Annotated in this window: 14 protein-coding genes and 3 pseudogenes; 12 read left to right on the forward strand and 5 right to left on the reverse strand. The window is 56.8% G+C overall.

Going from position 1 to position 17,856, the window contains the following annotated elements; translation table 11 throughout:
• Positions 1–8: 8 nt before the first annotated feature.
• From B4967_RS08935 to B4967_RS08955, 5 genes are all read left to right on the forward strand, one after another.
• On the forward strand, positions 9–929 hold the full coding sequence (locus tag B4967_RS08935; protein ID WP_279384676.1) for an SLC13 family permease: 921 nt from the start codon (positions 9–11) through the stop codon (positions 927–929).
• 109 nt (positions 930–1,038) lie between these two features.
• On the forward strand, positions 1,039–2,187 hold the full coding sequence (locus B4967_RS08940; protein WP_083024793.1) for an exonuclease SbcCD subunit D: 1,149 nt from the start codon (positions 1,039–1,041) through the stop codon (positions 2,185–2,187).
• A complete protein-coding gene (locus B4967_RS08945; protein ID WP_083024795.1) occupies positions 2,184–5,249 on the forward strand; it encodes an AAA family ATPase in 3,066 nt (1,021 codons plus the stop codon). The genes B4967_RS08940 and B4967_RS08945 overlap by 4 nt, the downstream gene beginning before the upstream one ends.
• A gap of 109 nt (positions 5,250–5,358) precedes the next feature.
• The gene (locus B4967_RS08950; RefSeq protein ID WP_083024797.1) at positions 5,359–6,087 is read left to right on the forward strand and encodes a tellurite resistance TerB family protein; all 729 of its coding nucleotides are present in this window, start codon (positions 5,359–5,361) and stop codon (positions 6,085–6,087) included.
• A complete protein-coding gene (locus B4967_RS08955; protein WP_083024798.1) occupies positions 6,087–6,566 on the forward strand; it encodes a phosphatidylglycerophosphatase A family protein in 480 nt (159 codons plus the stop codon). Before B4967_RS08950 ends, B4967_RS08955 begins: the two co-directional genes overlap by 1 nt.
• A gap of 104 nt (positions 6,567–6,670) precedes the next feature.
• Here the strand turns inward: B4967_RS08955 and B4967_RS08960 are convergent, their stop codons facing one another.
• The 3 genes from B4967_RS08960 to B4967_RS21325 form a co-directional block, all read right to left on the reverse strand.
• A complete protein-coding gene (locus tag B4967_RS08960) occupies positions 6,671–7,876 on the reverse strand; it encodes an NAD-dependent succinate-semialdehyde dehydrogenase (RefSeq protein ID WP_243470438.1) in 1,206 nt (401 codons plus the stop codon).
• Positions 7,863–8,054 carry a hypothetical protein gene (locus B4967_RS19165; protein WP_243470439.1) on the reverse strand — a complete coding sequence of 64 codons (192 nt, stop codon included), beginning with the start codon at positions 8,052–8,054 and terminating at the stop codon, positions 7,863–7,865. The genes B4967_RS08960 and B4967_RS19165 overlap by 14 nt, the downstream gene beginning before the upstream one ends.
• Before the next feature lie 248 nt (positions 8,055–8,302).
• Entirely contained in the window at positions 8,303–8,551 is a 249-nt protein-coding gene (locus B4967_RS21325; protein ID WP_083024800.1) for an IclR family transcriptional regulator domain-containing protein, read from the reverse strand.
• Positions 8,552–8,933: 382 nt separating this feature from the next.
• Between B4967_RS21325 and B4967_RS08970 the strand changes: the two genes are divergently transcribed.
• The 6 genes and pseudogenes from B4967_RS08970 (at position 8,934) to B4967_RS08990 (ending at position 14,786) form a co-directional block, all read left to right on the forward strand.
• Entirely contained in the window at positions 8,934–10,130 is a 1,197-nt protein-coding gene (locus tag B4967_RS08970) for an iron-containing alcohol dehydrogenase (protein WP_207953606.1), read from the forward strand.
• Between the two features lie 176 nt (positions 10,131–10,306).
• On the forward strand, positions 10,307–11,602 hold the full coding sequence (locus B4967_RS08975; protein WP_243470440.1) for a hypothetical protein: 1,296 nt from the start codon (positions 10,307–10,309) through the stop codon (positions 11,600–11,602).
• A gap of 96 nt (positions 11,603–11,698) precedes the next feature.
• Positions 11,699–11,902, forward strand: coding sequence for a CBS domain-containing protein (locus B4967_RS08980; RefSeq protein ID WP_083024802.1), 204 nt, complete (start codon positions 11,699–11,701; stop codon positions 11,900–11,902).
• A complete protein-coding gene (locus B4967_RS19170) occupies positions 11,841–12,812 on the forward strand; it encodes a sigma 54-interacting transcriptional regulator (RefSeq protein WP_279384677.1) in 972 nt (323 codons plus the stop codon). Before B4967_RS08980 ends, B4967_RS19170 begins: the two co-directional genes overlap by 62 nt.
• Positions 12,766–13,299: an AAA-type ATPase lid domain-containing protein gene (locus B4967_RS20265; protein WP_279384678.1), complete on the forward strand. Its 534-nt coding sequence runs from the start codon at positions 12,766–12,768 to the stop codon at positions 13,297–13,299. The genes B4967_RS19170 and B4967_RS20265 overlap by 47 nt, the downstream gene beginning before the upstream one ends.
• A gap of 23 nt (positions 13,300–13,322) precedes the next feature.
• Positions 13,323–14,786 (forward strand): annotated as a pseudogene (locus B4967_RS08990) (NAD-dependent succinate-semialdehyde dehydrogenase).
• Positions 14,787–14,860: 74 nt separating this feature from the next.
• On the opposite strand, the gene B4967_RS20830 reads toward B4967_RS08990, so the two are convergent.
• On the reverse strand, positions 14,861–15,208 hold the full coding sequence (locus B4967_RS20830; protein ID WP_340638726.1) for a peptide-methionine (S)-S-oxide reductase: 348 nt from the start codon (positions 15,206–15,208) through the stop codon (positions 14,861–14,863).
• A 64-nt stretch (positions 15,209–15,272) separates the two neighbouring features.
• Positions 15,273–16,182: pseudogene (locus B4967_RS09000) on the reverse strand (LysR family transcriptional regulator).
• Between the two features lie 208 nt (positions 16,183–16,390).
• On the opposite strand from B4967_RS09000, the pseudogene B4967_RS09005 reads away from it, so the two are divergent.
• Positions 16,391–17,832: pseudogene (locus B4967_RS09005) on the forward strand (CoA-acylating methylmalonate-semialdehyde dehydrogenase).
• Positions 17,833–17,856 lie beyond the last annotated feature (24 nt).

Genomic DNA, 17,856 nt, shown 5'->3' on the forward strand with positions numbered 1-17,856 from the left:
TTGGCGGTTTGGGCACGCTCATTGGCACGCCGCCGAACATTATCCTGGCGGCGATCGTGAACGAGCTGTTCGGTGTCGAGATTTCGTTCGCGGGCTGGCTGATGTTTGCCTTCCCGGTGGTAGTGACGCTGCTGGTGATTGGCTGGGTGATGCTCACACGCTTCATTTATCCGATCAAGCTCGCCAAATTGCCGGGCGTCGGAGCGCTGATCCGCAAAGAGAAAGAAGCGCTGGGTAGGATCACCTTCGAAGAGAAGGCGGTGCTCGGTGTGTTCCTGTTTGCCGCGTTTTTCTGGATTACCCGCTCGTTCCTATGGCAGGGGCAGATCCTGACGATCCCCGGCATTAACGACACCATGATTGCGATTACCGCTGCCGTGGCGCTGTTTCTCATTCCTTCTCCCAAAAAAGGTGGCTGCCTGCTGGGGTGGGATGTGGCCAAAGACGTACCGTGGGGTATCTTGCTGCTGTTCGGCGGCGGCTTGGCGATTGCCGCAGGTTTTGGCTCATCGGGTCTGGCTTCATGGATTGGCGGCCAAATGAGCGTGCTAGAAGGCGTCAACTTCCTGCTGGTCATTTTGCTGGCGACAGGCATGGTGCTATTTTTGACCGAGATTACCTCCAACACGGCCACAGCGACGATGATTTTGCCGGTGCTAGCCTCATTGGCGCTGGCGCTCGATATTCATCCGTTCGTGCTGATGGTGCCAGCGGCCATGGCGGCCAACTTCGCCTTCATGCTACCGGTAGGCACCCCACCCAATGCGATCATCTTCTCCACGGGTAAAATCAAAATCATCGAGATGGTGCGCAACGGTTTCTGGCTCAACATCATTGCGATGCTGTTGATCGTGGCCGCGGTCTACTTCCTGCTGCCGATGCTGTGGGGCGTGGACCTCACCACCTACCCGGATGCGTTTAGAGACTAACCCGCGACGTGTTCCGCATTAATCGCCCCGCCTCGTGCGGGGCTTTTTCATGGGTGAAACGCAGGCGCGGTTGCTATGATGACCGCACACTTTTTTCATCGAGCCTGTCATGCGATTACTTCATACCGCCGATTGGCATTTAGGGCGGCTATTTCACAACCTTTCCCTGCTGGATGACCAGCGCTATGTGTTGCAGCAGTTGCTGGAGATCATCGACCGCGAGCAGGTGGATGCCGTGCTGGTCGCGGGCGATATTTACGACCGCTCGGTGCCACCCGCTGCGGCGGTCACACTGCTGGATGAGATATTGGTCGAGCTGTGCGAGGAGCGCGGCCTGCCGGTCGTGATGATTTCCGGTAACCACGATGGCGCTGAGCGGCTGGGGTTTGGCGCGCGCCATTTGCGCCAAGCCGGCCTGCATATTCTCACTGACTTAGCCACTTGCGATCAGCCAGTCACGCTCCCGCTTGGCGATGACACGGTGGATGTGTTCGGCATCCCCTACGCGGACCCAGAGTACGTGCGCAGCGCGTTTGGCGTGGACGTACGCGACTTCGATAGCGCCCACCGCTACCTGCTGGAGCGCATTGAGGCACAGCGCCAGCCGGGCCGCCCGACGCTACTGATGAGCCACTGCTTTGTCGATGGCGGCACCGCCAGCGACTCCGAGCGCCCGCTCACCCTAGGCGGTGCCGAAAGCGTGGCGTGGGAACCCATGCAGAGTTTCGACTACGTGGCATTGGGCCACCTTCACGGCCCCCAGGTTCGCGGTGGGGAGCACATTCGCTATAGCGGCTCGCTGCTGAAGTACAGCTTTCCCGAAGCCACCCAGCGAAAAGGCGTCACCCTTGTTGAGGTGGGCAGCGAAGGTGTCACCCAAATAGCCCACCATCCGCTGCTGCCCCGCCGGGACGTGCGCGTGCTGGAAGGTGAGCTGGCTCAGCTGCTGGCCCAAGGGGCCGCTGACCCCCACGCCGATGACTATCTGCTGGTGCGCCTCACCGACCGTCACGCCATTCTCGACCCCATGGGCAAACTGCGGGCGGTGTACCCCAACGTGCTACACCTGGAAAAGCCCGGCATGCTGGAAGCTAAAGGCCGCCAACAGCTAGACCGCGAGCGGCTTGCGTTCAGCGCGCTGGATATGTTCAGCGACTTTTTCGCTCAAACCAGCGGCGAGCCAATGAGCGACGCCCAGGCCCGTGCCATGGGCGAGTTGATCACCACCCTGAGTCGCGAGCAGGGGGGCCAAGCATGACGCCATTAACGCTGACCATGCAGGCCTTTGGCCCCTTTGCCGTTAGCGACACCATCGACTTCACCGCGCTGGGCAGAAGCCCGCTGTTTCTGATTAACGGCCCCACCGGCGCGGGTAAAAGCTCGATCCTCGATGCGATTTGTTTTGCTTTGTACGGCCAAACCACCGGCAACGAGCGGGACGCCGTTCAAATGCGCTGCGATCAGGCGGATGCCTCTCTGCTCACCGAAGTCAGCCTGACGTTTCGCCTGCGTGATGTCATGTATCGGGTGCGCCGAGTGCCTCTGCAGGAGCGCCCCAAGGCCAGCGGCGAAGGCACAACGACACAAACCGCAGAAGCCCAGCTGTGGCGACTCACTCCGGAAGGCGAGGAGGACGAGTGCCTAGTGGCGCGTAAGGTCACCGACGCCACGGCGGAGCCGGAAGCGCTAATAGGCCTAGACGCCAATCAGTTTCGTCAGGTGCTGGTGCTCCCCCAGGGTAAGTTCCGCGAACTGCTGCTGGCAGGCGCCAAAGAGCGCGAAGTCATTTTCTCCCAGCTGTTTCAAACCCAGGTGTTCCAGCGTATTGAAGAGCGCCTGCGCACTCAGGCTAATCAAATAGAGCGGGCGGTGAGCGATCATCGCCAGCATATCAATGGCATTCTTGCCGGGGGGGAGCTTGAGAGCGAAGCCGCGTTGGCGCAAGAGCTGGAAGCGCTGGTGCCACAGGTAGACCAAGCACGAGAAGGCTTTGAAACCGCGCAGCGAAAGCGCCGACTTGCCGAACAGCAGCGCGATGAGGCCCTGGCGCTACAGCCCCAATTTGAGGCGCGGGACGCGCTGGCAGCCGATAAAGCCCGTCATCTTGAGCAGCACGCTGAGGTAGACAATAGCCAAGCGCGGTTAGCGCAGAGTACCCATGCCCAGGCGCTGCGCCCCCAGAAAGTCGCTCTAGACCAAGCGCAGCAGGCGTTGGCTACCGCCCACGATGAGAAGCGCCAAGCAAACGCTGCGTTAATCACGCGGCATTCTCACGCTGAACAGGCACAGCAGGCGCTAGAGACGGCACGCCAGCAGCAGGCGGAGCTCCCCGTAATGAGGGAGCGGCACCGCCAGCTGGGCGAGTTTATCCAGAAAAGCCAGCAGCTCAGTGAACTGCAGGAGCACTTTCAAACAGCTCAGGCCGTTTGGCAACAGGCCAATGAGGCGCTTAAGCGCGATGAGCAGCAGCTAGATGGCATTCGCCAGCAAGGCGAAGCCATCGGCGTTCACCTGGAACGCTTGCAGAGTGAGTTTCAGCAACTGGCGAGCGCCCCCGCTGAGCTAACCCGCCATCACCACCTGCTAGCCCTGCGCCAAGAGCTGGATGAACTCACCCAGCGGCACCAGGCATTAACCACGCAACAGCTGCAGGCTAAAAACGCGCTCAGCCACCAGCAAGGCGAGACCAAGCGTGCCGAACGCTACGCCACTGAGCAGGAGATGCGCTGGCACCAGGGCCAGGCCGCGCTGTTAGCGCTGACCCTTGAACAGAATGCCCCCTGCCCGGTGTGTGGCAGCCTGGAACATCCCGCCCCAGCGATAAATCGCGCCGAGTTGGTCACCCAGGCACAGGTGGAAGAGGCCAGAGCGGCGCAAGAACAGGCCCGTCAAGCGCTACAACGGGCAGAGCGCCATCACCATCAGCTCACCCAACAGATCGATAGCCACACAGAGCAGGCCCAGCGACTGAATCAGCAGTTAGGGGAGTGGGCGAGTCAACCGCTGTCTGCTTTGCAAAATGCCTATGAAGACCTGCGCCGCCAGGTGCAGCGCCGAGAGCAGGTTGACGCTGAGATTCGCCAACAGACCGAAGCCCGGGACGCGCTGCGACGCGAGTGGGGCACGCTGGATCAACAGCTAAAAGCCCAGCGGCCTGAGGTGGAAAAGGCGAAAGAGCACGCGCTTCGCTTAGAGAGTCAGCGCGACCAGCTGAGCCAATCGCTGCCGGAAGACGCCCGTTATCCCGAAGCAATGCGCCAAACCCTGGCCGAGCTGGAGCAGCACATCGCCCAGCTTGAAAAAGCCTGGGAGAGCGCCCAGCAAGCGCTTTCGACTAGCCAGACCCAACTGGCGCGGGCGGAAGAGCAGTTACGCGGGGCGAACGAGCGGGTCGAGCGTAGCGAGCAGTCGCTTCAGCAGGCTCACGCCGAGTGGCAGTCCGCGCTGCAGGCTAGCCCCTTTGCTGATGAGGCGGAATATCAGGCCGCCCAACTGAATGATGCCCAGCGGCACGAGCTGACGCATCGGGTGGAGGCGTATCAACGCCGCTTGGCCGAGCTTGAGGGCGCGCTAGAGAATTACCAAACCCAGCTGGCGGAAAAAACGCCGCCGGATCTTGCCGCACTGACTGCCCAGGCTGAAAGTGCACAGGCTCAAGAAAACAGCCAGCTAGAGTCTTGGCGGCAACTGGATGGGCGATTAACCACGCTGCAAAACATTCACCAAAAGCTGACGGCTGCCCACGCCTCCCAGGCGGAGCTGGAAGCCCAATACCAGCTGTGGGGCACGCTGAGCGACGTCGCCAACGGTCGCACCGGCCATCGCATTAGCCTGCAGCGGTTCGTACTGGGCGTGCTGCTGGATGATGTGTTGATTCAAGCGTCTGAGCGTTTGGTGCGCATGAGCCGTGGGCGATACCAGTTGGTGCGCCGGGAAGACCCCTCTAAAGGCAATAAAGCATCTGGCCTTGAGCTGGACGTGGCTGATACCTACACCGGCAAAAATCGCCCGGTGGCCACGCTCTCTGGTGGGGAGTCGTTTATGGCGGCGCTGTCGCTGGCGCTGGGGCTTTCCGATGTGGTGCAGGCCTACGCGGGCGGTATTCAGCTCGATACGCTATTCATAGATGAAGGCTTTGGCAGCCTGGACCAAGACGCCCTGGACCAAGCGATTGCCATGCTGAGCGAGCTGCAAATGAGTGGCCGCATGATTGGGATTATTTCCCACGTCAGCGAACTCAAAGAGCAGATGCCGGTTCGTATTGAGGTGAGCGCTAGCCGTCATGGCAGTTCGGTCGAGGTGAAAGGGGCGCTGAGCTAAGCGCTAGCGCAAGGTTAATTCATGCTGCATTCATGTAGCATACGCTATAACAAGGGTTAAACGACCCGCGTTCGACCCGTCGAATGAATGTTTATTGAGGAGTGCAAGGATGAATGCAAGCAAAATTCTGCAGCAGCTGATGAGCCAGGCCAGTGGTAGCAAAGGCAGCAGCGGCGGCATGGATGTCAAAGGCGTGATTGATGGGCTCTCCCGCCATTTAGGCGGTAATAGCAGCCAAGGTACACGTCAAAGCAGCGGTTCCAGCGGTTTTGATGTGAAAAGCCTGCTGGGCGGCGGTGCCCTGGGCATGCTGGTGGGTTCAAAACGTGGCCGCAGCATGGGCGGTAAAGCGTTGAAATATGGCGCGATTGCGGGTGTAGGCATGCTGGCGTGGAAAGCGTGGCAAAGCTCTCAGGAAAAGAAAGGAGCGGCGACCCAATCCTCATCAGAAGGCGAGCGTGTCGAGGTGTTAAGCGGCGAGGTTCAAGAGCGCCGCAGCCTGGAACTGCTGCAGGCGATGATCATGGCCGCACGGGCGGATGGTCATATCGATGAGCAGGAGCAGGCGCTGATCACCGATCAGATCGATGCCCTCGGCGCGGATGAGGAGATGCACCGCTGGGTCGAACAGCAGCTAAAAGCCCCGCTGGACGCCCAGGCATTGGCCCGTGAAGCGGACTCCCCCCAGGCCGCTCGCGAAATGTATTTGATCAGCGTCGCCGTGATCGACAACCAAAACCCCATGGAACGCGCCTGGTTGGATCAACTCGCCAGTGCGCTAAACCTAACGCCAGAGATGGCGGCAGAGCTCGAGCGTCAGGCGCAGCAGGCTGGCTAATGCTCGATACGCTCAACTTCTGGCTAGCCACCGGCTTTGGGTTAGGGCTAGCGCCCGTTGCGCCGGGTACCTTTGGTTCATTGATTGGCTTGGCGCTGGAGTGGTGGCTCTTGGGTCGCCCGACCGGGCAGCAGGCTGCCATCATCGCGCTGATGCTGGTGGCCGCGGTGCCGGTCTGTCATATCGCTGCGTGGCATTATGATGGCCTGGACCATGGCAGCATCGTTGCCGATGAGTACGTCGCTTTTCCGCTCGCGGTGCTAGGGCTAAAAGCCGCTCGCCATCCATTGGTTCTGGCCCTGGCGTTTGGCGTCTACCGCTTTTTTGATGCTTTAAAACCGCCGCCTATTCATTTAGCGGAGTATGTCACCGGTGGGTTGGGCATTGTGTTGGATGATGTGATTGCCGCGCTGGTAAGCTGGCTGGTGGTCGCGCTGATAGTGATGCTATGGCAGCGTTGGCAGCAGAAGATCGTCTAACGCCACTGTTAAAATACGCTACCCATAAAAAATGCCGCAGGTCATAAATGACACTGCGGCGTTTTTATGGATTAGCCCATCGTAAGCCGATGGGCTTGGCGGTGTTAGCTTTGCACCACAATCACCGATTTAATGTTGACGAACTCGTGCATACCAAAGCCGCCGTGCTCACGGCCGTAGCCGGAATCTTTCACGCCGCCAAACGGCCTTTCAGGCGTTGCCACACCAAAGCCGTTGATAAACACCATGCCGGTATCGAAATACTTGCTGGCAAGCTCGGTGGCGCGCTTCACGTCTTTGGAGATGATGCCGCCGCCCAAGCCGTAGCGGCTGTCGTTGGCGATGCGCATGGCGTCTTCATCATCTTTGGCACGAATCAACGCGGCAACCGGGCCAAACAGCTCGTCGTCATAGGCGGGCTGGCCGGGGGTGACGTTATCCAGCACGGTGACCGGGTAGAATGCCCCTTTACCTTCTGGTTTTTCGCCACCGCAGAGGATTTTTGCGCCTTTACGCGCGCTCTCTTCCACCTGTTTGTGAAGGCCGTCACGAAGATCGACACGGGCCATCGGGCCTAGGTCGCTATCTTCTTTGGTCGGGTCGCCCGCTTTTAAGTCCTTCATGCGTGCCACGTAGGGCTTTTTAAACGCTTCGTAGTTCTTTTCGGTGACCACAAAGCGTTTTGCCGCTACGCAGGTTTGGCCGCCGTTAAACACGCGGCCAGTGACGCAGGTATCCACCGCCACGTCCAGGTCGGCATCGTCCAGCACCAAGTAGGCATCGTTGGAGCCTAGCTCTAGTACGGTCTTTTTCAGATGCTCGGCGGCTTTGGCGGCCACTTTGCGGCCAGCGCCGTCGCTGCCGGTCAGGGTCACACCACGCACGGCTTTATGGGCGATGATGGTGACGGATACATCGTGTGAAATCACCAGCGTACGGAAAACGTTTTCCGGCAGGCCCGCTTCGCGGTAGATTTTTTCCAGCAGCAGGCCGCTGCCCGTCATGTTTTCAGCGTGTTTTAGCAGCACGCTGTTGCCCGCCATAATATTGGCGATGGAGTAACGCACCACTTGGTAAGCAGGGAAGTTCCACTGCTGAATGCGGTAAATCACGCCCATGGGGGAGTAGGTAACAATACCGCGCTCGCCGTTGCCGGGTTTGCGCTCTTCATCGGCCAGCTTGGTGGGGCCATGTTCGGCGGTGTAGTCACAAATGCCGACGCAGAGATCCACTTCCAGGCGCGCTTGCGAGGGCAGCTTACCCATCTCTTTGACCATCAGGTCGGTAAGCTCTTCTTTATGCGCGTTCATGGCTTCGCCAATCGCTTTCACCACCTTGGCGCGGTGCTCTAGCGGCTTGAGCCGCCAATCTTAAAAACGCCTCATGACTGGCCTCGACTATCTGCTTGGCCTGGCTTTCATCCATCAGCGTGTAGGTCTCAAGCGTTTCGCCGGTGGTCGGGTTCACTGTCGTAATGGTGTTGCTCATAAGATCTCCTATCTTTAGATCAACGTGTGGGTCATGACGTCCAGCTTCTGGGCGTTTAATCGACCAGTCTATTTCTAATGCAAATCCACTCTAGTACAAACTGAGTGCCTCTGCATAATAAAGGTACTTACTTTCGGGCATTGATGTAATCAATCAGTTCCTTCGATTTCTCATTGAATTTTTATAAGTTTATTTTGTTTCCCCGAGGTATAAGGTGATGCTAAAAATATTCGGCGTAATCAATAGTTTTAGCTACGCATGCGGGCCGCTTTGGTAATGGCGCGGGCACACTCCATTAACGAGGGCGCGAGCTGTTCCAGGGCGCGGTCGAGGGTCCACCGGCTGCTAGGGGTGGTGATGTGCACGGCAGCGACGGGAGTACCCGCAGCGTTGCGTATCGGCGCGGCAATGTTGATATCGCCGAGAAAGTATTCGGCGTCGTTCCAGGCGACTCCGCGTGAGCGGCATTCGCGGATCAGCTCGCTAAGGGTGTCGATATTATTAACCCGGCAATAAAATAGCTATGATGCGGCGTATTGGATTGACGGGGCTTTGAAGTATTTCGCGACTCGCATCGGGAGCTTCTGAAGCTTCCGAAGGTGAGACATCGCCTTCCTCTTTAACTGGTCTCTGCTGCGTGCCGGAGTACCGCTATGGTTACGCTGATGAATTAAGTCATCAAAATGTCGCTATTCGATGATTTTTTGCATCCCATATACCTGCATGATTTTATCTTTAATTTTTTTATCAATTAAATCATACAGTTGTTAATTTTTCTTGGTTGGCATGGCGTTTGCTAGGTAAAAAGTGGCCAGCGTTATTCTCGGCTTGATAATCGAGCTGGAAAAGCAACCAATTAAAGTTAACAGGAAGCGCCATATGCAGTTAAGTAGCTTTAATCGAGTGAGTAGCTTTAAAAGCGCCGGTAAGCTGATGACCGGGCATGGGGCCGCACAGCAGTTGCAGCTTTATGTTCAATCGCTGGGTATGCAGCGGCCCTTAATCGTTACCGATAGCGGCGTGGTGGCTTCTGGCACGCTGGATATGATTACTGAGCAGCTCACGGCTCTAAAGGTGAGCTATGAGGTGTTTGATCAGGTAACGCCCGAGCCGGAAGTAGAAATAGTCGAAATGTGTACCCGTGCGTTTAATGCTGGCAAGCATGACAGCGTCATCGCTGTAGGCGGCGGGAGTGCCATGGACATCGCTAAGTGTGTAGCGGTATATGCGCACTACGAAGGTCCGCTGGAGGCGTTGTTTGGCGAGAACAAGGTTAACCAACGCACAATACCTTTGATCGCCATGCCCACCACGGCGGGCACCGGTTCTGAAGTGACCAATATCGCGATTCTGTCGGATAAAGCACAACAGATGAAAAAGGGCATCGTCAGTGACTGCTTATTACCGGATGTCGCGATTGTCGCCCCTGAGCTTACGCTGAGTTGCCCACGCTCTGTGACGGCGGCCAGCGGGGTGGATGCGTTGGTCCATGCAGTGGAGGCGTATCTATCTAACTTTGCCACGCCGATTACCGATGCATTGGCGGTTAAGGCAATGAACCTCATTGTACATGCGCTCCCCAAGGCGGTTGCCAATCCCAACAATCTCCAGGCCCGTGAAGATATGGCCACCGGTAGCCTGCTGGCAGGCCTTGCCTTTGGTAATGCTGGCGTGGGCGCAGTCCATGCATTGGCGTATCCGTTAGGTGGGCGCTACCACTTGGCCCATGGGGTGACGAATGCGCTGCTACTGCCCTTCGTAATGGAGTGGAACAAGCTGGCCTGCGTCGAGCGCTTTCGGGGCATTGCGGTGGCCTTTGATGAACCCGTGGCTGGGCTTTCGGATGATGCTGTCGCCCAAGCGGTTGTCCAGCGCATGCCTAAGCTGTGTGCTGATGTGGAGATTCCTTCCGGTTTACGCTCGTTTGATATTCCTGAATCCGACATTCCTGAGTTGGCCGCCGAGGCCATTAAGGTGGAACGTTTGCTGCGTAATAACCCGCGGGTATTAACGCTTGGGTTGTTGAGGCGATTTACCACGCCGCTTATTAATTCGTCGCTAATTAAAACGCTATAACGACAAAACGTTTATCAAAAATACTAACAACTTTAAACAGGAGTCCATGCCATGAGCGCTTGGAAGCAACGCGTTGACGGTGGAGAAAGCCCGTACACACCACTAGGGCCGTTTAAGCTACGCCTGCGTTTTACCATTATCGTTTTGAACTGCCCGATTTCCTGCAAGGGCTTTTGATGTGCGCGGTGGATCTTGCCGCGATCCCATTGATGATGCAGCTACTGGGCATGCCGTTTGAAGCGGCGTTGGCCATCGTCATTTTAAATGGCTTGCTTTATTTGCTGCATCACCTGTTGGGTGACCCTGTCATTCCAGGGTGGATCACACCTGCTATTCCGCTGTTGATGGCTTATGTGTCGACCTTTCCCGAGGGGGTAGACAGGGTGCATGCGCTGATTGCCTTTCAGATGATGTTGGGGATACTGGCACTGGGCCTGGGGGTAACGGGTATGGCCAGTAAAGTGGTGCGGCTCATTCCTTCTGCCATCAAAGCAGGGGTCATTATGGGCGCAGGGTTAGCCGCTATTGTGGTGGTGTTTGATGAAGGCGGCCGCTTTGAACAGTACCCCTTTACTATTGCGATTGCCGGAGGTGTCGCGTTTTATCTGATTTTCTCTCGCCATTTCAACAAGCTTAAAGCGCAGGGCGGCCTGTGGGGTGCCGTGGGTAAACTGGGTATTTTCCCGATTATCGTGCTGGCGATTGTGGTGGCTCCGCTGTTTGGTGAGGCGCCTTGGCCAGACGTTGAGTGGGGCTTTAGTCAGCCTGATTTCGCGCTGATGTTCAGTGAATACACGGTATTTGGCGTTGGTTTACCTCCGTTGATGATGTTTTCAACGGCCATTCCGACCGTTATTGCGGCCTACATTGTGCTATTTGGCGATGTGCTTCAAAGCAAGGCACTTTTGGAAGAGGCTGATGAGAAGCGCCAGGATGAAAAAATTGACTATAACCCTAACCGCGCTCATATGATTTTTGGTGGGCGTAACTTTGGGATGAGTATTTTTGGCCCTGATGTGGTGATGTGTGGTCCGCTTTGGGCTGCGATGCATGTGGTAACGGTTGAGCGTTATAAGCAGGGCAAAGCGGCGATGAACTCTATCTTCGGTGGTTCTGGTTCGTTTCGCTGGGGGACGAATACGGGGCTGTTGTTGCTGCCGATCGTGAGCCTGGTGGAGCCTATTCTGGGGATTGCGCTGGCGCTGACGCTGTTGATTCAAGGCTATGTCAGTGTGCGCATCGGCATTATGGAAGCGCGCAGCCAGCGGGACTTGGGTATCGCGGGCATTATCGCGGCCATGCTGGTGATAAAGGGCGCTACCTGGGCCTTTTGGGTGGGCATTTTACTTTGCGTGTTAATTTACGGTAAGCGCTTCTTCTCCGGGGAGGTGGATAAAACCTTCGTTAAGGATTGGGATGAGGCATCCCAGCCCGTCGAGGATCCTGAGCCGGAAGTGCCATTGCGCAAATAACAGTCTCTGCCTTTATAGTGGTTTAACCGTCAAAAAAGGTTGGAAAACCAGCGTTCACCGCTTAGGCGGTGGACCTGGCTTGTGAGAGGAACTGTTATGCAACGGATCGAAGAGGGGCTTTCACTGGAAGCCGCCCTGCCGTTATTTGATTTACACGGCACTGATGCGGTGGAAGTCTTTGATACCCAAGGCCAGGTGATTGGGGTGTTGACCCGTACCGATCTCGAAAAGGCGCAATGTGAGGCGGCGTTGGGCCAGCTGGTGGGGCGAGTGTATTCGCTACCGTGTCACCGGTATTAAACCGCCGGTGGAAGCTGAAAGCGTAGATGCTTTTGGTTTTGACCAAGAGCCGATGCGTTCACTGTTGGATGCTTTGCATGACGGGGTTTATATCACCGATGCCAACGGTATTACGGTAACGATCAATAAAGCCTATGAGCGTATCACCGGCATTTCGCGCGCTGAGGTAGTGGGCTTTCATATGGCGGATTTGGTGAAAGCGGGGTTTATTTCAAAATCCGCGTCGTTGGAAGTCATCCGTGAACGCCGCCCGATTACGCTGGCGCAGACTATTCACAACAGCCGCAAGATCGTGGTCACTGGAACGCCTATGTTCAGTGCCGATGGCTCGATTGCTTATGTGGTTACCAGTGTTCGGGATATCACTGAGTTGCTACTGGCGAAACATGCCCAAGAGCAGCTAGAGCAAATTCAGCGAATCCGCGAGGCATATAAAGTGCCCGAGGTTATGGCGCTAAGCGCGCCGGGGGTGATCACCAGCCAACAAACGGAGCCCTGCTTTGCGCTTGCCAGTCGAGTCGCGAAAACAACGGCGAAGATTCTGAATCACGGTGAAACTGGCACCGGTAAAACTCTGTTGGCCCGCTATATACATCAGCAAAGCGACCGTGCGGATGGACCTTTTATGGAGCTTAACTGTACGACATTCTCTGAAGGGTTGCTGGAAGCGGAGCTGTTTGGTTACACCGCAGGCGCATTTACCGGGGCATCCCCTAGAGGCAAACAGGGGTTATTGGATGTGGCTCATGGCGGTACGCTTTTTCTGGATGAAATTGGCGATTTACCTCTCGCATTGCAGGTGAAACTGCTCCAAGTTGTGGAAGAAAACCGCTACCTGCCAGTAGGGGGAACGGTTTTTCGTCATGGCCAACGTACGTCTGATTACCGCTACCCACCAGGATTTGAATGAACGGGTCAAGCAAGGGCTTTTTCGCGAGGATCTGTTTTATCGCATTAGCGTGTTGCCGCTCTGGCTGCCCCCTTTGCGGCAACGGCGCGATGAGGTGATTCCATTGCTGAACTATTACTTAGACCATTTTAATCAGTTGCATGGGGTAGAACGGGTCTGGAACCCCGAGGCGTTGGAGTTACTTTCTAGCTATTCGTGGCCTGGCAATATTCGTGAGCTGATCAACTTAACCGAGCGTTTATCCGTCACGGTTTCAGACAATGATATAACCGCAACGGCACTGCCGAACGAGATATTCCCAAGCACTCCGTTTAGCCAACCGCCCGTGAGTGGTGATCTTCGCCAGCAGGTAATGCAGTTTGAACAGCAAATCATTCAACAGGCGCTTACTCGCCATGGTACGACCCGAGCGGCAGCCGCTGCATTGGGCATCGATCAATCTACGCTGGTCAAAAAACAGCGACGTTGGCGTCAAGAACTTATCTAACCTTCACTTTGAAAGGAAAAATAATGTCTATCTCCAAGCAAACGTTTTTTAAACAAGACGCGTATATTAACGGCCAGTGGGTGGCCGCAACGGATGGCAGTAGTGTCGCGGTCACCGACCCTGCTAGCGGTGAGACGCTTGGCCATGTCCCTAGCTTGAGTGCGGAGCAAGTCAGTCAGGCTATTGAAGCTGCAAATGCCGCACTGCCTGCTTGGCGTGCTAAAACCGCGGCGGAACGTTCGCAGCTTTTAAAACGCTGGCATGCACTGATTATGGAAAATGAGGCAGCGCTAGGCGATCTTTTGACCTTGGAGCAAGGGAAGCCGTTAAAAGAGGCACGCGGTGAAATCGGCTATGCGGCCAGCTTTATCGAGTGGTTCGCTGAGTAGGCGAAGCGGTTATACGGCGATACTATTCCCGGTCATGCGACTGATAAACGCATCATTGTTTCCCGTGAGCCGGTGGGCGTTTGTGCGGCGATTACGCCGTGGAACTTCCCTGCGGCCATGATTACCCGCAAGGTGGCGCCTGCCTTGGCGGCGGGTTGTACGATTATCGTTAAGCCCGCTATGGAAGCCCCATTGACGGCGCTTGCGCTAGCGGCGTTAGCCGAGCAAGCGGGCATTCCTGCCGGGGTGATTAATATTGTTACTGGTGATGCCAAAACGATTGGCCCCGTGCTGACAGATAGCCCGATTGTGCGCAAACTGAGCTTTACCGGTTCTACCCCAGTGGGCGCGCATTTAATGGCTGCCTGTGCTCCAACGGTCAAAAAGGTGTCTCTTGAGCTTGGCGGTAATGCGCCCTTTATTGTGTTTGACGATGCCGATATTGAAGATGCGGTTACCGGAGCGCTAGACAGTAAGTTCCCTAATGCTGGGCAAACCTGTGTCTGCGCTAATCGTATGTATGTGCAAAGCGGTGTTTACGACGCATTTGTTGAACGTTTGGCCCAGCGCACCAGTGAACTGAGTGTCGGTAAAGGTAGCGCCGAAGGCGTAGAGGAGGGGCCAATCATCTCTGAAAAGGCGGTAGAGAAAGTTGAAGCCCATTTGCAGGATGCACTCGATAAAGGTGGTCGCTTAATCACCGGTGGTAAGCGACACGCCTTAGGCGGTACCTGGTTTGAGCCAACAGTTGTGGCTGACGTAACCGCTGACATGGCATGTGCTCGCGAGGAAACCTTTGGGCCATCGGCGCCGGTATTCAGGTTTGAGACGGAAGCGGAGGTTATTCGTCAGGCCAATGATACGGAGTATGGGTTAGCGGCGTATTTCTATGCTGAAAGCGTGTCACGGATCTGGCGCGTATCGGAAGCACTGGAGTACGGCATTGTGGGCATTAATACGGGGCTCATCTCGACCGCTTCGGCGCCTTTTGGGGGCGTCAAATCGTCGGACATCGGCCGTGAGGGCTCACGCTATGGCATCGATGAATACACCGAGCTGAAGTATCTGTGTTTGGGTATTAAGCAAATGGCTGAATAACAAACACTTAAGGGTATAAAGGTCGTTTTATTTACGCGCTCTCTGTGAGGCGTTCTTTGAAGCCCACTAGACTTTTAGTCTAGTGGGCTTCGTATTACTACGGAAGCTCTGAAAAAGTCACTGCCATCAGCGATAATACGGCTATCGTCATACCAGATTTTTACGACTTCAATATGGCCAGTGCCGCCCCGGGAGATCTGCTCGTAAGTGGGGTTTTCAAGCTCGCCGCCCATGTAGCCTGAGATAGTGGCACTCACGCCCACCTGTTTATTGTAAGGAGGCTCCATGCACCAGAAGCAGCCGCCGGCAAAGGTGGCCTCTGCATTGGACTGCGCTTGGAGTGATGCGCTCGCAAAACCGGCAGCGGCCATCACGCACAGGGTTAAGGGGCGAATATTGGGAAATCGGATCGTTGCAAACACTCCGGTGGAGGTGGCGAGTCAAAGCTCGTTATTGAGTCCATTAGTGTCGAGAGGTTCCGCTTCCTTACAGCGACCTTAGACGATGCGGCCACACCGTATCGAGGGTGTCTAGTGCGGATTTAATCGTGGGCTCGGTGGCGCGGTCGCTGCGCCAGATCAGGCTTAATGCGCAGGGCAGGCGAACGTTGTCCGCCACCGCCAAGCCGCTCTCTTGGCGTTCGGCCATGGCTAGCGCGTCTCGCGCTAGGCTCAGGCCCACGCCTGCTCTGACTAAATCCAGCATACACGCCTCTTGGTCGACCTGTGCAACACGGTTCGGGGTCGCGCCGCTTGCGGCCAGCGCTCGCTTGAGTAGCCGGGAGTGCGCTGACACGGTGGGGGTCACAATCCAGGGCAGTTGCGCAAGCGCCTCCCAGCGGGTGTCGGCAAGTTTGGCTTCCCAGCCCGGCGGTGCCACCACGTGGTAGTGAAAGTGGGTTAACTCTCGCCATGCTCGCGTAGGATTGCCAGTGCCTTCGACGGGCGGGGCGAGAAAAAAGCCCACATCTAACTCCCCCTGCTCCACGTTGCCCAATACGCTGCCGCTCATGCTGTGGTGAAGCTCGGTTTCCAGCTGTGGCGCACGGGCCATCAAGCGGCTGAGAAAATCGCCCAAGCGAATAAATTCCGGGTCAACAATGGTACCAATGCGCAGCTTGCCGCGCAGCGTGCTGTGTAACGCGCTGGCGCTCTGCTCAAAGGCCAGCGCGCTGGCCAGGGCATTTTCAGCGGCCGGTAGCAAGGCGTAACCATCGGCAGTCAGCGTTAGCCCTTGTGGGCGGCGGGTAAACAGCGTTAGGCCCAGATGCAGCTGTAGCTGCTTCAACGTTTAGGCTAACCGCGGGCTGGGTCAAATGGAGCTGCTCGGCCGCCTTTGAGACGCTGCCGGTATGGGCAACGGCCACAAAGGCCCGCAGCGTGGCGTACTCCTGCATGGTGGTGAACCTTCATTGTTATGTTATTAGCAAAGCTTATATCTGGGTTAAAAATTACTCAATTGCTTGGCCTGTTAGGCGGGGTAGTCTAGTGATCATCCTCCGATCACTTAAGCTTTTGTTATAAAGGTAGCGACAATGACAACCAACGCCATCCATCATTTTATTAACGGCCAACGCAGCGAAGGCGCCTCCGGCAGCGCCCAGGATGTCTTCAACCCTGCCACTTGGCCAGGTCACTGGCCGCGTTGCCCTGGCTTCGGCCGCCGATGTGGACACCGCCGCGCAAGCCGCCCAGGCGGCATTTCCAGCCTGGGCCGATACGCCGCCCATTCGCCGTGCTCGGGTCATGTTCAAATTTCTGGAGCTGCTAAACGCCAATAAAGATGCCCTGGCCGAAGCAATCACCAAAGAGCACGGCAAGGTATTTACCGATGCCCAGGGCGAAGTGGCACGGGGTATTGATATTGTCGAGTTTGCCTGCGGTATTCCCCAGCTATTAAAGGGTGATTACACCGAGCAGGTCAGCACCGGCATTGATAATTGGACCGTGCGTCAGCCGCTGGGCGTAGTGGCGGGTATTCGCCATTTAACTTCCCGGCAATGGTGCCGATGTGGATGTTCCCCATCGCCATTGCTGCCGGTAACACCTTGATTCTCAAGCCCAGCCCGCTGGACCCTAGCGCTTCGCTGATGATTGCCGACCTGTTGCAGCAGGCGGGCCTGCCGGATGGCGTGTTCAACGTGGTGCAGGGCGACAAGGACTCCGTGGAAGCGCTGATCGATCATCCGGAGGTGAAGGCGCTCTCGTTCGTCGGCTCCACGCCCATTGCCAACCTGATTTACGAGCGCGGTGCCAAACACGGCAAACGTGTGCAGGCACTGGGTGGGGCGAAAAACCATATGGTGGTGATGCCAGACGCCCATCTGGATAAAGCAGTGGATGCGCTGATTGGCGCCGCCTACGGCAGTGCGGGCGAGCGCTGCATGGCGATTAGCGTGGCCGTGCTGGTCGGCGATGTGGCCGATAAAGGCGGGCCGATGCTCACCGAGCGGGCTAAGGCGCTGAAAGTCAAAGATGGCATGCAGCTGGATGCGGAGATGGGGCCCATCGTGACCCGCCAAGCGCATCAGCGGATCACCGGGTACATCGAAAAGGGCGTGGCAGAAGGCGCGCAGCTTATTGTCGATGGGCGCGAGTTTGATAGCACCCAAGCGGGCGAGGGCTGTGCTGACGGTTTCTGGATGGGCGGCACGCTGTTCGACCACGTCACGCCGGAGATGACTATCTATAAAGAGGAGATCTTTGGCCCGGTGCTGGTATGCGTGCGCGTGCCGGATGTGGCGACCGTCATTCAACTGATTAACGATCACGAGTTTGGTAACGGGGTGAGCTGCTTTACCGAAAGCGGCAGCGTCGCCCGTGAATTTGGCCGCCGGATTCAGGTGGGCATGGTCGGCATCAACGTACCGATTCCGGTGCCCATGGCGTGGCACGGTTTTGGCGGTTGGAAACGCTCGCTGTTCGGCGATACTCACGCGTATGGCGAAGAGGGGGTGCGCTTCTACACCAAGCAGAAGTCGATCATGCAGCGCTGGTCGGACTCCATCGACACGGGTGCTGAGTTTGTGATGCCGACGGCGAAGTAACGCCTGACCGTTACGGGAGCCAAG

The organism is Vreelandella lionensis (assembly GCF_002087295.1).
In the GTDB taxonomy this organism is placed as follows: Bacteria; Pseudomonadota; Gammaproteobacteria; order Pseudomonadales; family Halomonadaceae; genus Vreelandella; species Vreelandella lionensis.